The organism is Streptomyces sp. SID14436, assembly GCF_010548465.1.
Classification (GTDB): Bacteria; Actinomycetota; Actinomycetes; order Streptomycetales; family Streptomycetaceae; genus Streptomyces.
On record NZ_JAAGMD010000347.1, the window covers coordinates 1 to 13,723 of the forward strand.

Sequence of the window (13,723 nt, forward strand, 5' to 3'; positions counted from 1 at the left end):
CCGCCGTCCGGCCCACCGCGGTCACCTCCGGCTGGGGCGCCGGCGGGATCAGCACCGGCTCGATGCCGGCCGCCGCGAGGCCCGCCGGGGCGGTCTCGGCGAGCGGGACGCCGTACTTGGCGAGCCGCAGCGGCATCAGGGACTCCACCGGGGCCTTGCGGCGCCAGGCGCGGCCGAAGCGGGAGCGCAGCCGGGCCTGGTAGACCAGCCGCTCCTGCTCCAGCTTGATCACCTGCTCGTAGGAGCGCAGCTCCCACAGCTTCATCCGGCGCCACAGCAGGAAGGTGGGCACCGGCGAGAGCATCCACCGGGTGAGGCGGACGCCCTCCATGTGCTTGTCGGCGGTGATGTCGGCGATCCGGCCGATCGCGTGCCGTGCCGCCTCCACCGAGACGACGAACAGCACCGGGATGACGCCGTGCATCCCCACACCGAGCGGATCCGGCCAGGCCGCCGCGCCGTTGAAGGCGATGGTCGCGGCCGTCAGCAGCCACGCCGTCTGCCGCAGCAGCGGGAACGGGATGCGGATCCACGTCAGCAGCAGGTCCAGGGCGAGCAGGACGCAGATACCGGCGTCGATGCCGATCGGGAAGACGTAACTGAAGTCCCCGAAGCCCTTTTTCAGGGCCAGCTCACGGACCGCCGCGTACGAACCGGCGAAGCCGATCCCGGCGATGACGACCGCACCGGTGACGACCACGCCGATGAGTATGCGGTGCGTCCGTGTCAGCTGCATTGGCGCGGCCACCCGTACTCCCCTCCCTTTGCGTCTTGTTGCGCGCAACAGAGTGGCACATGTGTGCGGGAGACGGGTGGCCGGTTCCGCTTCGTCGTGGGATCCGCCCCCGGATCAGTCCTTGCCGGACGCCTTCGAGGGGGAGGTGGACGCGGCGGGGGAGTCCGGCGTCGGCGAGTCCTTGCCGTTGGCCTCGACCACCGAGTCGACCGCTTCCGCGGCCGCCTTCTGCGCCTTCTTCATCAGGCCGTCGGCGTCCGGAATCTTCTCCCCGGCGAGACCGGCACCGTTGTAGTCGAGCGTGACCACGACGTTCTCGGCGCGGACCACGACCGTCTGCTGCGCGAAGGTGCCTTCCTTCTTCTTCAGCTGGTAGCGCACGGCGGTCGCCTCGTCGCCCGCGCCCTTCACCGGCTCGGACTCGGTGCCCTTCGCGCCCTCGGCGGACTGCGCGTCGCCGACCTGCTTGTCGTAGTACTTCTTGGCCAGTTCGTCGCCCGCGCCGCGCGCGACGTCCGACTCGAAGCGCAGCAGCGACACGTTCAGCCAGCGGAACTGCGAGCCCTTGACGCCGTTGTTGTCGAGGCTGCTCCAGGAGCAGCCGGCGCGCCGCTCGATGTCGTCGGAGGTGCCCTCCTTGCCCGACTTCGCCTTCGGGACCAGGTCGTCGAGGGTCTTCTTCGACAGGACCTCGCACGCCTCCGGAGGGAGCCGCTTGAACGCCGCGGCCCGCACCGTCGGGGACGGGGCGGCGGACGCCGACGCGGAGCTGTCCGACGCCTTCTGGTCCTTGCCGCCGTCGGAGCCGGAGTCCGAGGAGCAGCCGGCGGCGACCAGCATCACGGGGACGGCCGCGGCGGCCACCAGGACCCGGGGCAGGCGCCGCGCTCTCGCGGCCGGCCTGGACGCCGTGGGTGCTCCTCCCAGGTCGCGCTGGTCTCGCTGTACTCGTCGCTGCATGGTTCCTTCACTCATGACGCTCGTGTTCCCTGCGGTCCGGATCGGGGTCCGAGGGGTCACGGTACGCGGTGCGCCCCCGGCGTGGTCCTGCTTCACGCGGTTCACGGGACGCGGTGAGGGGAGCCCGAACGGGGGTCAGCCGCCCAGCGAATCGGCCAGCCGGGAGGCCAGTTCCCTGGCCCTGTCCTGCATTTCCTCACTGTCCGGCGCCACGCCGACGGCGGCCGGCTGCTCCGCGTACTGGATGGTCACGATGACGTTGGACGTGCGGAACGCCACAGTCACCGTCCGCTCCTTGGCCGTCGAACCGGAGCTGCTCAGCTGGTCGTCGAGGAACGCCTCGTCGCCGAGGTCGTCCAGCACCCGCGGCTGAAGGGCGGCGTCCGGCGCCGAGGAGGACGAAGCGGACGAGGAGGGAGAAGAGGATGACGAAGGGGAGGAAGGGGAGGAGGGGGACGAACCGGGGTCCGGGGAGGAGCCGGTGCCGGCCGTGCCGGAACCGGTGGCCGTCGGCTCCGGCAGCTGGGCCGCCTCCCGCTTCGCGGCGAACAGCGTCTCGGCCTGGCTGTCGTCGCTGACGCTGTTGTCGTAGGAGACGATCCGCTCGAAGTCGACCAGCAGGTGGTCCGTGGCGTCGGCGGACTCCACCTTCCAACGGCAGCCCACCTTGCGGTCGGTGTCGTAGGTCAGGGTCGCCTCGCCCGCGTACGCCTTCCGCCGCCGGCCTTCGTCGGTCAACTCGGCGAGGCCCGGCAGCAGTTCCTCCAGGGCCTGGTCGCCGACCGCACCGCACGGCTCGGGCAGCGTGGCGTACTTGCCGGGCTGGGCCGCCTGCGACGCCGTGCCCGGCTCACCGGGGTTGGAGTTGTCGGACTGCGCCCCGTCGCCCGAGCCGCCGGTGCACCCGGCCAGCAGTACCGCGAGCAGTGCGGCGACGCCGGAAACGTAGGCCCTGCGCTGCACGGTCGGGCTCCTCTCGGGTGGGGGCGCGGGGCCGGGCCCGCGTGGTCTCGCAGTGTCCCCGCCGGTTAATCGCTTGCCGCGCGGGGGCGCCCGCTGGAGACAATGTGTATCGCACGCAATGCCGTGGACGCCGGTCCGTCATCCATTTTCCGTGACCTTGGCGCCGGTTTTGCGTTTCGAGACTTCTGATGTTTTCCGGGGGAATGAGGGCGATATGTCGTACGTGGAGCTGCCGGGCGCGAAGGTGCCGATCCGGATGTGGACCGATCCCGCGACGGTGGAGGAGGTCGCGCTGCAGCAGCTGCGGAACGTGGCCACCCTGCCCTGGATCAAGGGCCTGGCCGTGATGCCCGACGTGCACTACGGCAAGGGCGCGACGGTCGGCTCGGTCATCGCCATGCGCGGCGCGGTCTGCCCGGCGGCGGTCGGCGTCGACATCGGCTGCGGGATGTCGGCGGTGAAGACGTCCCTCACCGCCGACGACCTGCCGGGCGACCTGTCCCGGCTGCGGTCGCGGATCGAGCAGGCCATCCCGGTGGGCCGCGGCATGCACGACGAGGCCGTCGACCCGGGCCGGCTGCACGGCTTCGCGACCGGCGGGTGGGACGACTTCTGGGAGCGCTTCGGCGGTGTCGCGGACGCGGTGAAGTTCCGCCAGGACCGTGCCACCAAGCAGATGGGGACGCTCGGCGGCGGCAACCACTTCGTCGAGGTCTGCACGGACACCGACGGCGCGGTCTGGCTGATGCTGCACTCCGGGTCCCGCAACATCGGCAAGGAACTCGCCGAGCACCACATCGGGGTCGCGCAGAAGCTCCCGCACAACCAGGGCCTGGTCGACCGGGACCTCGCCGTCTTCGTGGCGGACACCCCGCAGATGGCGGCCTACCGCAACGACCTGTTCTGGGCGCAGGAGTACGCGCGCCGCAACCGCTCGATCATGATGGCGCTCCTGAAGGACGTGGTCCGCAAGGAGTTCAAGAAGGCCAAGCCGGTCTTCGAGCAGGAGATCAGCGCCCACCACAACTACGTGGCCGAGGAGCGCTACGACGGCATGGACCTGCTCGTCACCCGCAAGGGCGCGATCCGCGCGGGCTCCGGCGAGTACGGGATCATCCCGGGCTCCATGGGCACGGGCTCGTACATCGTCAAGGGTCTCGGCAACGCCCGGTCCTTCAACTCGGCGTCCCACGGCGCCGGCCGCCGGATGAGCCGCAACGCGGCCAAGCGGCGCTTCTCCACCAAGGACCTGGAGGAGCAGACGCGGGGCGTGGAGTGCCGCAAGGACCCCGGCGTCGTCGACGAGATCCCGGGCGCGTACAAGCCGATCGAGCAGGTCATCGACCAGCAGCGGGACCTGGTCGAGGTCGTGGCCAAGCTCAAGCAGGTGGTGTGCGTGAAGGGCTGACGGGGCGTGAGCTCGGGTGAGCACCTGGGGGGCCGGGCGGCGCGGGGGGCCGCCCGGCCCTTCCGCGCGCTCGCACGGGCCGGTGCGGCCGGTCCGCCGGGTCAGGTCCGCTCGCGGTGGACCTTCGTGTTGGACGCCTGGGCGCGCGGCCGGACCACCAGCAGGTCGATGTTGACGTGGCTGGGCCGGGTCACCGCCCAGGTGATGGTGTCGGCGACGTCGGCGGCGGTCAGCGGCTCGGCGACCCCCTCGTAGACCTTGGCGGCCTTCTCCGTGTCGCCGCCGAAGCGGGTGAGCGCGAACTCGTCGGTCTTCACCATGCCGGGCGCGATCTCGACGACGCGCACCGGACGGCCCACGATCTCCAGGCGCAGCGTCTCGGCGAGGACGTGCTCGGCGTGCTTGGCGGCCACGTAGCCCGCGCCGCCCTCGTAGGTGGCGAAGCCCGCCGTGGACGACACGATCACCACGGTGCCGTCGCCGCTCGCCTCCAGCTTGGGCAGCAGCGCCTGGGTGAGGTGCAGGGTGCCGATGACGTTCGTCTCGTACATCCGGCGCCAGTCGTCCGGGTCGCCGGTCGCCACCGGGTCGGCGCCCAGCGCGCCGCCGGCGTTGTTGACCAGTACGCCGACCGTCCGGAAGGCGGTGGCGAACTCGTCGACCGCCGCGCGGTCGGTGACGTCCAGCGGGTAGGCGGTCGCCGAGTGCCCGGCCGCCGTCAGTTCCTCGGCGAGCGCCTCGACGCGGTCCTTGCGGCGGGCGGTGAGCACGACGCGGTACCCGGCCTCGGCCAGCCCGCGCGCCGTGGCGGCGCCGATGCCGCTGCTCGCCCCGGTGACGACGGCGATCCGCGAGGCGGCGGACGGTGCGGCGGCGCTGGGCATGGGCTGCTCCTCGGGCTGGGGCGGACGGCTGCCGCCCAGCGTAGACGGGGCGCCGCCGGCGGCGGGGTCGGGCTCCTGCGGGGGCCTGGTGGCTGGGAGGGGGCTCATCCCCCGTTGCGGGGCGCCCACATGATGACGGCCATCCCGGCGAGGCAGACCAGCGCGCCGGTGACGTCCCAGCGGTCCGGCCGGTAGCCGTCGGCGACCGCGCCCCACAGGAGCGAACCGGCGACGAAGATGCCGCCGTAGGCGGCGAGGACGCGGCCGAAGTGGGCGTCGGGCTGGAAGGTGGCGACGAAGCCGTAGGCACCGAGGGCGAGCACGCCGCCGGTGGCCCACATCCACCCGCGGTGCTCCCGCACGCCCTGCCAGACCAGCCAGGCGCCGCCGATCTCCAGGATCGCGGCGAGGACGAACAGGACGGCGGAGCGCAGGATCAGCATGCGGGCAGCCTCGCATGCGGCCCGGAGCGGCCCGCCGGGGTCCCCGCGGTCCGGCCGGGTGTCACCTGTTGGACGGCGCCTGCCCGGGCCCGCGCGGGGGATACATGCACTCGACCACGGTGAGTCGGTGCGATGTGGAGTGGGTGGCGGCATGCGGAATCCGGTCGGGCGGGAGCGGCGGCGGGTGCGGACCGGGCGGGCCCCGGGAGCGGGGCGGCGGGCCGCCCGGGTGCTCGCGGCGGGCGTGGTGGTCCTGGGGCTGTCCGGTGGGGCGGCCTCCGGGGCCGGGGCGGTGGAGAGGGCCGAGGCCGACCTGGCGTACCACGGGGTCGCGACGCTGATCGCGGGGGAGACCGACGTACGGCTGGTGCCGGTCAACCACGGGCCGTCCGCCGTCGCGGACGCGACGGTGCGGCTGCGGTGGTCGGAGCCGCTGGCGGACGAGCAGCCGCAGCTGCCGGCGGGCTGTGCCCGCTCGGGCGGGCAGGCGGTGCTGTGCCGCACGGGCGCGCTGGCGGTCGACGGCGTGGGGGAGCGGATCGACCTGCGGGTGCGGCTGGAGGGCGCGCCGTCCGAGGTCGTCGTGGACCTGGACACGGTGTGGAGCGGCGGCGCGCTGGACCGCAACCGGCTCAACGACCGGCAACGGGTCCTGGTGCTGGACACCGGGGACGAGTACCACTTCTGAGCCGGGCGGGGCAGGGGATGTCCGGGCCCGACCGGGAGCGGCTGCTGGCGGAGCTGGCCGTGGCGTCCCGGCGCCACATGGCCGCCTACGTGCTGCTCAACCAGGCCGTCGCCGACCGGCTCGGCCTGCACCCCAGCGACCTGCAGTGCCTGAACCTGCTGACGCTGGAGGGGCGGCCGGTGACGACCGGGCGGATCGGTGAGCTGACCGGGCTGACGACCGGCTCGGCGACGCGACTGGTGGACCGGCTGGAGCGGGCGGGGTACGTGGTGCGCGAGGGCGACCCGGCCGACCGGCGGCGGGTGCTGGTGTCGGCGGTGCCGGAGCGGGCGGCCGAGTTCCGCCGGGTGTGGGAGGGGGTCGGCGGGAGCTGGGTCGGCCTGTTCGACGACCTCGACGACGACGGGCTGGCCCTCTTTGTCGGGCTCCTGCGCCGCACCACCGCCTTCGCCGCCACCCAGGCAGCCCGGCTGCGGTCGGGGGACGGGCGCGGCGCCGGCTGATCCGGCCCGGTCGGCCTTGGCCTGCCGAAACCCCAGGTCAGGCGACCTTTCCGGAGCGGGTGCCCGGCGTGCCGCCGGCCCGGACGCGGGTACTCGGGCGGAGGGACGGGCGCAAGGGGAATAGGAGGTGCGGGCGCACCGTTCCGGGGATATAGTTGAACCGTAAACAACCTGGAGGGTGAGCGGGATGCAGTTCGGAATCTTCAGCGTCGGGGACGTGACCCCCGATCCCACGACGGGGCGTACACCGACCGAGCGCGAGCGGATCAAGGCCATGGTCGCCATCGCGCTGAAGGCCGAGGAAGTGGGCCTGGACGTGTTCGCGACGGGTGAGCACCACAACCCGCCGTTCGTGCCGTCCTCGCCGACGACCATGCTCGGCTACATAGCCGCCCGCACCCAGCGGCTCATCCTGTCCACCTCCACCACGCTGATCACCACGAACGACCCGGTGAAGATCGCCGAGGACTTCGCGATGCTCCAGCACCTGGCCGACGGCCGGATGGACCTGATGATGGGGCGCGGCAACACCGGCCCGGTCTACCCCTGGTTCGGGCAGGACATCCGCCAGGGCATCAACCTCGCCATCGAGAACTACGCCCTGCTGCACCGGCTGTGGCGCGAGGACGTCGTCAACTGGGAGGGCAAGTTCCGTACCCCGTTGCAGGGCTTCACCTCCACGCCCCGCCCGCTGGACGGCGTACCGCCGTTCGTCTGGCACGGCTCCATCCGCTCGCCGGAGATCGCCGAGCAGGCCGCGTACTACGGCGACGGCTTCTTCCACAACAACATCTTCTGGCCCGCCGACCACACCAAGCGCATGGTCGAGCTGTACCGCACCCGGTTCGCGCACTACGGGCACGGCACCCCCGAGCAGGCGATCGTCGGCCTCGGCGGCCAGGTGTTCATGCGGAAGAACTCGCAGGACGCGGTGCGCGAGTTCCGCCCCTACTTCGACGTCGCCCCCGTCTACGGCCACGGCCCGTCGCTGGAGGAGTTCACCGCGCAGACCCCGCTCACCGTGGGCTCGCCCCAGCAGGTCATCGAGAAGACGCTGTCCTTCCGCGACTACGCGGGCGACTACCAGCGCCAGCTCTTCCTGATGGACCACGCCGGGCTGCCCCTGAAGACCGTGCTGGAGCAGCTCGACCTGCTGGGCGAGGAGGTCGTGCCCGTGCTCCGCAAGGAGTTCGCCAAGAACCGTTCGGCCGACGCGCCCGAGGCCCCGACCCACGCGTCGCTGCTCGCCCGCAAGGAGGTGACCCCCGCATGAGGCTCGTCGTCGTGTCGGCGGGACTGAGCGTGCCGTCGTCCACCCGGCTGCTCGGCGACCGGCTGGCCGCCGCCGCGCAGGCCGCGGCCGGAGACGGCTCCGCCGAGGACGTCCGGGTGATCGAGCTGCGCGACCTCGCCGTGGAGATCGCGCACACCTTCACCAACGGCTTCGCCGGCCGGTCCCTGTCCGAGGCGTACGAGGCGGTGACGCGGGCGGACGCCCTGATCGTGGTCACCCCGGTGTTCTCGGCGTCGTACAGCGGCCTGTTCAAGTCGTTCTTCGACGGGCTGAGCGTCACCGACCCCGACGCCCTCGCCGGAAAGCCGGTCCTGATCGCGGCGACCGGCGGCACGGCCCGGCACTCGCTGGTGCTGGACCACGCCCTGCGGCCGCTCTTCTCCTACCTCAAGGCCGTCGTCGTGCCCACCGGCGTCTACGCGGCCTCCGAGGACTGGGGCGCCGAGGGCCTGGACGGGCGCATCGAGCGCGCGGCCGGCCAGCTGGTGGCGCTGACGGCCCCCGCCGGCCGGGCGGCGGCGTCCGGCTCCCCGGACGGGCCCGCCGTGGTGCCCGGCGGGCGGGCGACGCCCGAGCGGGACTCCTTCGAGGAGGTCGTGCCGTTCGAGGAACGGCTCGCCGCACTGCGCCCCACCGGGTGAGATCCCCCTCAGACCCCGGCCCCGGTTCCCTCCAGCCGGGGCCGGACGGCTGTCACGGTTGGCACACTGGATCCCGTGCCGCACACCGTCCTGCTCGCCGAAGACGACCGCGCGATCCGCCACGCCCTGGAGCGGGCCCTGACCCTGGAGGGCTACCGGGTCACCGCGGTCGCCGACGGCCTCGAAGCGCTCGCCCAGGCCCACCGCAGCCGTCCCGACGTGCTCGTGCTGGACGTGATGATGCCCGGCATCGACGGCCTCCAGGTCTGCCGGGCGCTGCGCGCCGAGGGCGACCGGACCCCGGTGCTGATGCTGACGGCGCTCGTGGAGACCGCCGACCGGATCGCCGGACTGGACGCCGGTGCCGACGACTACGTCGTCAAGCCGTTCGACGTCGACGAGGTCTTCGCCCGCCTCCGCGCCCTGCTGCGCCGGGCCGCCCCCGCCCCCGCGTCCGACGCCGTGAGCGGCGGCCCCCGGGAAGCGGTGCGCGAGACCCCGCGGGAGCCGGCGCCCGCCGGACGGACCGTGGAGGCGGCCGGGGTGCGCATGGACCCGCAGGCCCGCCGGGCCTGGCGCGGCCGACGGGAGCTGGAACTGACCCGCACCGAGTTCGAGCTGCTGGAACTGCTGGTCCGCAACGCGGGCACCGTCCTGGACCACTCCACGATCTACGACCGCATCTGGGGCTACGATTTCGGCCCCGGCTCCAAGAACCTCGCCGTCTACGTGGGCTACCTGCGCCGCAAACTGGACGAGCCGGACGCCCCGCGGCTGATCCACACGGTGCGCGGGGTGGGGTACGTGCTGCGGGAGGACTGAGTGACGGCTCCGGACGACCGCCGGGCACAGCGGCCCCCCACCGGACGGCCACCGGAACCGCACACCGGGGGCGGGGGCGGGGGCGGACCGGACTCCCGCATCGGGCCCGAGGCAGGGGCGGAGCCACGTCCCACGACCGGGAGCCGGCCGGACCCGCGACCTGCCTCCGGCGGTCGATCGGACCTGCGTCCCCCGCCGGGGAGCCGGCCGGAGCCGCGTCCCGCGTCCGGTAGTCGGCCGAATCCGCGACCGCTGGTCGGGGACCGGTCGGGGCCGCGTCCCGCGTCTGATCTCCGGTCGGAGCCGCTTTCCGCGTCCGGCGGCCGGTCGGAGCCGCGACCCTTGTCCGGGGACCGGTCGGAGCCGCTTTCCGCGTCCGGTAGTCGGCCGGAGCCGCGTCCCTTGTCCGGGGACTGGCCGGAGCCCGGTCCTATGTCCGATGTCCGGTCGGAGCCGCTTTCCGCGTCCGGTAGTCGGCCGGAGCCGCGTCCCTTGTCCGGGGACCGGTCGGAGCCGCGTCCCACGTCCGACGTCCGGTCGGAGCCGCTTTCCGCGTCCGGTGGTCGGCCGGAACCACGTCCCCCGTCCGGTAGTCGGCCGGAACCACGTCCCCCGTCCGGGAGCGGAACCGACACACGTCCCGCCCCCGGCAGCCGGACCGAGAAGTGCCCACCTCGCGCGTCCCGGAGCCGCTCGCGGTTCCGGGGCCGGCTGCGGTGCGGGCGGCCGCTCCGGCCGCGGCTGCTGTCGCTGGGGACCACCTTCGCGGTCGCCTTCGCCGCCGTGACCGCCACCGTCACCCTCCTGATCGGCTTCCTCTCCTACACCGCCGCCGCCCGGCTGGTCCGCGTGGACCAGCAGTCCGTGTTCCGGGAGGTCGTGCAGGACCTGCGCAACGAGGTGCGGGACAACCGCATGACCCCGCTGGACTTCTCCTCCACCGCCCCCGGCCACGACCTGGTCCGTCCCGCGCGGACCGACGTCCAGGTCCTCGGCCCGGACGGGGAGGTCTACGACCCGGGCAGTCCGGGCCTGCCGGTGGAGGCCGCCGACCGCCGGATCGCCGGGGCCGCCACGGCCGGGCAGGCGGTCGAGCACGCCGACGTGGACGTGGGCGACGACGTCTACCGGGTCGCGACCGTCTCCCTGGGCGGCGGCCGGGGCGCGGTGCAGGTCGCCCAGGAGTTCAGCAACACCGAGGACCTGCTCCGCACGCTCCAGCGCCGCACCCTCGTCCTCATGACCGCCGTGGTGGTCGGCGCCGGACTGTTCGGCTGGTGGCTGGCCCGGCGCATCACCCGTCGGCTCGTCGTCCTCACCCGCGCCGCCGAGGACGTCGCCCGCACCCGCCGGCTCGGCATCCAGGTGCCCGTCGCCGGACACGACGAGGTGGGCCGGCTCGGCCGCGCCTTCGACCGGATGCTCGGGCGGCTCGCGCAGTCCGAGGAGGACCAGCGGCGGCTCGTCCAGGACGCCGGCCACGAGCTGCGCACCCCGCTCACCTCGCTGCGCACCAACATCACCCTGCTGCGCCGGGTCGACGAACTCCCGCCCGGCACCCGCGAGGAACTCGTCGCCGACCTCACCCAGGAGGCGCGCGAGCTGACCGACCTGGTCAACGAACTCGTCGAGCTGGCGGCGGGACAGTCCGACACCGAGCCGCCCCGCAGGGTCGACCTCGCCGACGTCGCCCAGGAGGTGGCGGCACACGCCCGGCGGCGCAGCGGCCGGCGGATCCTGGTCGCGGCGAGCGGCGACACCACCACCGACGGGCGGCCCGGCATGCTCACCCGGGCGGTGTCGAACCTGGTGGAGAACGCCGTCAAGTTCGACCGGAACGGCCGCGCGCCCATCGAGATCGACGTGGCCGCGACCGCCCGCCCGGGCACGGTCCGGGTGGAGGTGCGTGACCGGGGGCCGGGCATCACCGACGAGGACCTGCTGCACGTCTTCGACCGCTTCTACCGCGCGGCCGACGCCCGCTCGCTGCCCGGCTCGGGTCTCGGCCTGTCCATCGTCCGCGAGGTGGCCCTCGCCCACGGCGGCCTGCCGCACGCGGCCCGGCGGGAGGGCGGCGGCACGGTGATCGGCTTCACGGTGGGCGGAGTGGCCGAGGAGGGGACGCGGGCGTAGGAGGCGCCGCGACCGGGCGGCACGCACGCCGGCGCCGACGGCGGGGACGCGGGAACGGTGGGGACGGAGCAGGCGGGCGCCGGGGTGGTTCCCCGGGAAACAGCGGGATGCGGGGGCGACCGATGAGTCCGCGGCCCCGCGGGTGTCTACCGATTCGACAGCAACACACCGCGGACGACACCCCGCGGGCGACACCCACCCTGGACGACACCCACCGTGGACGACATCCGAGAGGACCCAGCCATGAGCACCGAGCAGACCCCCCGCACCGGCCCCTTCTCCTACGCCCTGACGCGCACGCTGGACGCCCCCGCGGAGACCGTGTGGCGGGCCTGGACGACCCCCGACGAGTACGCCCGGTGGGCGTACGCCGTGCCGGGATCCGTGGAGATGGACGTCCGGCCGGGCGGCGCCTGGAAGGCCACCGTGGCCACCCCCGACGGCGACCGGGTCCCGCTGACCGGCTCCTACCAGGAGGTCGCCGAGCCCCGCCTGCTGGTCCTCGGCATGGACCGGCCCGGGGGCGCCGACCCCAGCACCATGGCGATGGAACTGGACGCGCGGGACGACTACCGCACGACGATCGTGCTCCGCCAGACCTGCGACACGGCCGAGGAACGCGACATGGCCGAGCAGGGCAGCACCCTGCTCCTGGACAGCCTCGCCACCTACCTGGACCAGAACGCGACGCGGTCCTGACCGGCGCCGTGCGGGATATGTGTTGGACAACGTCCGTGCCCGCGAGGAGGGTTGGCGGAGTGGACCAGGAAGAGATCTGGAACGAAGCCGCCGCCCGCCGCTACGACACCCCCGGTACCGGCATGTTCGCCCCCGAGGTGCTCGGCCCCACCGTGGACCGGCTGGCCGGACTCGCCGGTGACGGGCGGGCGCTGGAGTTCGCCGTCGGCACCGGCCGGGTGGCGGTGCCCCTCGCGGAGCGCGGCGTGCCCGTGACCGGGATCGAGCTGTCCCGCCCGATGGTCGCCCGACTGCGCACCAAGGCGGACGAGTCGGCGCTGCCCGTCGTCGTCGGCGACATGGCGACCACGCGCGCTCCCGGCGTGTACGCGCTCGTGTACCTCGTCTACAACACGATCTCCAATCTGCTCACCCAGGACGAGCAGGTCGCCTGCTTCCACAACGCCGCCCGCCACCTCACCCCCGGCGGCCGGTTCGTGGTCGAGCTGGGGGTGCCCGACCTGCGCGCCCTGCCGCCGGGGCAGCGGGCGACGGTCTGGCACAGCGACCCCGGGTACATCGGCCTGGACACCTACGACGTGGTCCGCCAGCACCTCGTGTCCCACCACTTCCGGTTCGAGGACGGCAGCGAGGAGGCGCGGCTGTACCGCAGCCCGCACCGCTACATCTGGCCGGCCGAACTCGACCTGATGGCCCGGCTGGCCGGGTTCGAGCTGGAGTCCCGGCACGCGGACTGGTCCGGCACCGGGTTCACCGCCGACTCGGGCTCCCACGTCTCCGTCTACCGGCTGCCGGTCGGGCCGTAGCGCCGGCCCGTGGCGCCGGCCAGCGGCCGGTGACCCGGCCCGGGGGCGTCCGCCGCCCCCGGTCAGCCCGCCGTGCCCGTGGCGGGGCGCTTCCACGCGGTGACGAAGCCCTTGTACGTCGGCAGGCCGTCGGCGCCCTCGCCCGGCACGATCTCGGTGATCTCCGCCTCGGCCACGTGGTCGTTGCTGGTGATCGAGCACAGGACGGTGCCGACCTTCACCTGCCGTCCGAGCCGCAGTTCGGCGGCGGGCAGCGGGTGGGACAGCACGGCGGTCTCCTGCTCCTCCGTGCACACGGTCGTCCGCTCCCCGACGACCACCAGCATGCTGCCGAGCCAGCCGTCGGAGTTGTAGACCAGCTCGGCCGGTCCCGCGAGCGCCCCCCGTTCCATGGTGGTGGACCGGGGGACGTCGAGGTCCAGGTGGTTGGCCCGGTCGTCGCCGGGCGGCGGTGCGAAGGTGAAGGGCTTGTTGGCGAACAGCAGGGTGTAGCCGGCCGGGGCCGACGGCACGGGGCGTCCGCCGTCTCCGCCGTCCCCGGTGCCGCCCTGGTCGCCGTCCTCGTCGTGGGCGGGGCCGGTGGACGGGGAGGCCGGGCCGGTGCCCTTGTTCCGCCCGGTGCCCGCGTCGGTGCCGCTGCCCGCCCGGTCGTCGTCCGGCCGGCCGTGGTCCGCCTGCCAGGCCAGCGTCCCGGCGACGGTCAGGCCGGCCACGGCGAGGGCGGTGGCCGCGACGGTCAGGAC

General features: G+C 73.8%; 14 protein-coding genes and 1 pseudogene. 9 read left to right on the forward strand and 6 right to left on the reverse strand.

What is annotated here, in order from left to right; all coding sequences use genetic code 11:
* The 3 genes from G3I53_RS12345 to G3I53_RS12355 all read right to left on the reverse strand — a co-directional run.
* Positions 1-748: DUF2637 domain-containing protein (locus G3I53_RS12345; RefSeq protein WP_164438337.1), on the reverse strand; the 748-nt coding region annotated here is incomplete at its 3' end.
* 102 nt (positions 749-850) lie between these two features.
* Positions 851-1,711 carry a DUF3558 family protein gene (locus tag G3I53_RS12350; protein WP_164332928.1) on the reverse strand — a complete coding sequence of 287 codons (861 nt, stop codon included), beginning with the start codon at positions 1,709-1,711 and terminating at the stop codon, positions 851-853.
* A gap of 120 nt (positions 1,712-1,831) precedes the next feature.
* The gene (locus G3I53_RS12355) at positions 1,832-2,659 is read right to left on the reverse strand and encodes a DUF3558 domain-containing protein (protein ID WP_164332927.1); all 828 of its coding nucleotides are present in this window, start codon (positions 2,657-2,659) and stop codon (positions 1,832-1,834) included.
* A gap of 214 nt (positions 2,660-2,873) precedes the next feature.
* Here G3I53_RS12355 and G3I53_RS12360 point away from each other — a divergent pair, with 214 nt between their 5' ends.
* Positions 2,874-4,067 (forward strand): RtcB family protein, encoded by a 1,194-nt coding sequence (locus G3I53_RS12360; RefSeq protein ID WP_164332926.1) that lies wholly within the window; start codon positions 2,874-2,876, stop codon positions 4,065-4,067.
* Positions 4,068-4,168: 101 nt separating this feature from the next.
* Here the strand turns inward: G3I53_RS12360 and G3I53_RS12365 are convergent, their stop codons facing one another.
* Positions 4,169-4,951, reverse strand: a complete 783-nt coding sequence (locus G3I53_RS12365) for an SDR family NAD(P)-dependent oxidoreductase (protein WP_164332925.1) — start codon at positions 4,949-4,951, stop codon at positions 4,169-4,171.
* Positions 4,952-5,055: 104 nt separating this feature from the next.
* Positions 5,056-5,394 (reverse strand): YnfA family protein, encoded by a 339-nt coding sequence (locus G3I53_RS12370; protein ID WP_164332924.1) that lies wholly within the window; start codon positions 5,392-5,394, stop codon positions 5,056-5,058.
* A 151-nt stretch (positions 5,395-5,545) separates the two neighbouring features.
* Between G3I53_RS12370 and G3I53_RS12375 the strand changes: the two genes are divergently transcribed.
* The 8 genes from G3I53_RS12375 to G3I53_RS12410 all read left to right on the forward strand — a co-directional run bounded on the left by G3I53_RS12375 (position 5,546) and on the right by G3I53_RS12410 (position 12,980).
* Entirely contained in the window at positions 5,546-6,082 is a 537-nt protein-coding gene (locus G3I53_RS12375) for a hypothetical protein (protein ID WP_239063824.1), read from the forward strand.
* A gap of 17 nt (positions 6,083-6,099) precedes the next feature.
* The gene (locus G3I53_RS12380; protein ID WP_164334691.1) at positions 6,100-6,585 is read left to right on the forward strand and encodes a MarR family transcriptional regulator; all 486 of its coding nucleotides are present in this window, start codon (positions 6,100-6,102) and stop codon (positions 6,583-6,585) included.
* Between the two features lie 187 nt (positions 6,586-6,772).
* Entirely contained in the window at positions 6,773-7,858 is a 1,086-nt protein-coding gene (locus G3I53_RS12385) for an LLM class flavin-dependent oxidoreductase (RefSeq protein WP_164334690.1), read from the forward strand.
* Positions 7,855-8,520: an FMN reductase gene (locus tag G3I53_RS12390; protein WP_164334689.1), complete on the forward strand. Its 666-nt coding sequence runs from the start codon at positions 7,855-7,857 to the stop codon at positions 8,518-8,520. Before G3I53_RS12385 ends, G3I53_RS12390 begins: the two co-directional genes overlap by 4 nt.
* A 75-nt stretch (positions 8,521-8,595) precedes the next feature.
* Positions 8,596-9,342, forward strand: a complete 747-nt coding sequence (locus G3I53_RS12395) for a response regulator transcription factor (RefSeq protein ID WP_164438338.1) — start codon at positions 8,596-8,598, stop codon at positions 9,340-9,342.
* Positions 9,343-10,053: 711 nt separating this feature from the next.
* Entirely contained in the window at positions 10,054-11,475 is a 1,422-nt protein-coding gene (locus G3I53_RS12400) for a HAMP domain-containing sensor histidine kinase (protein ID WP_164337399.1), read from the forward strand.
* 243 nt (positions 11,476-11,718) lie between these two features.
* Complete coding sequence (locus G3I53_RS12405) at positions 11,719-12,174, forward strand: SRPBCC domain-containing protein (protein ID WP_164337397.1); 456 nt, start codon at positions 11,719-11,721, stop codon at positions 12,172-12,174.
* A 59-nt stretch (positions 12,175-12,233) separates the two neighbouring features.
* On the forward strand, positions 12,234-12,980 hold the full coding sequence (locus G3I53_RS12410) for a class I SAM-dependent methyltransferase (RefSeq protein ID WP_164337396.1): 747 nt from the start codon (positions 12,234-12,236) through the stop codon (positions 12,978-12,980).
* 62 nt (positions 12,981-13,042) lie between these two features.
* Here G3I53_RS12410 and G3I53_RS12415 read toward each other — a convergent pair.
* Positions 13,043-13,723, reverse strand: a pseudogene (locus tag G3I53_RS12415) (hypothetical protein); the annotation flags it as partial.

What these genes read in the sequence shown, in the direction of transcription:
- G3I53_RS12350 (WP_164332928.1), bottom strand. Translation starts at nt 1,711, where the DNA reads ATGAGTGAAGGAACCATGCAGCGACGAGTACAGCGAGACCAGCGCGAC.
- G3I53_RS12360 (WP_164332926.1), top strand. Translation starts at nt 2,874, where the DNA reads ATGTCGTACGTGGAGCTGCCGGGCGCGAAGGTGCCGATCCGGATGTGG.
- G3I53_RS12365 (WP_164332925.1), bottom strand. Translation starts at nt 4,951, where the DNA reads ATGCCCAGCGCCGCCGCACCGTCCGCCGCCTCGCGGATCGCCGTCGTC.
- G3I53_RS12370 (WP_164332924.1), bottom strand. Translation starts at nt 5,394, where the DNA reads ATGCTGATCCTGCGCTCCGCCGTCCTGTTCGTCCTCGCCGCGATCCTG.
- G3I53_RS12375 (WP_239063824.1), top strand. Translation starts at nt 5,546, where the DNA reads ATGCGGAATCCGGTCGGGCGGGAGCGGCGGCGGGTGCGGACCGGGCGG.
- G3I53_RS12380 (WP_164334691.1), top strand. Translation starts at nt 6,100, where the DNA reads ATGTCCGGGCCCGACCGGGAGCGGCTGCTGGCGGAGCTGGCCGTGGCG.
- G3I53_RS12385 (WP_164334690.1), top strand. Translation starts at nt 6,773, where the DNA reads ATGCAGTTCGGAATCTTCAGCGTCGGGGACGTGACCCCCGATCCCACG.
- G3I53_RS12390 (WP_164334689.1), top strand. Translation starts at nt 7,855, where the DNA reads ATGAGGCTCGTCGTCGTGTCGGCGGGACTGAGCGTGCCGTCGTCCACC.
- G3I53_RS12405 (WP_164337397.1), top strand. Translation starts at nt 11,719, where the DNA reads ATGAGCACCGAGCAGACCCCCCGCACCGGCCCCTTCTCCTACGCCCTG.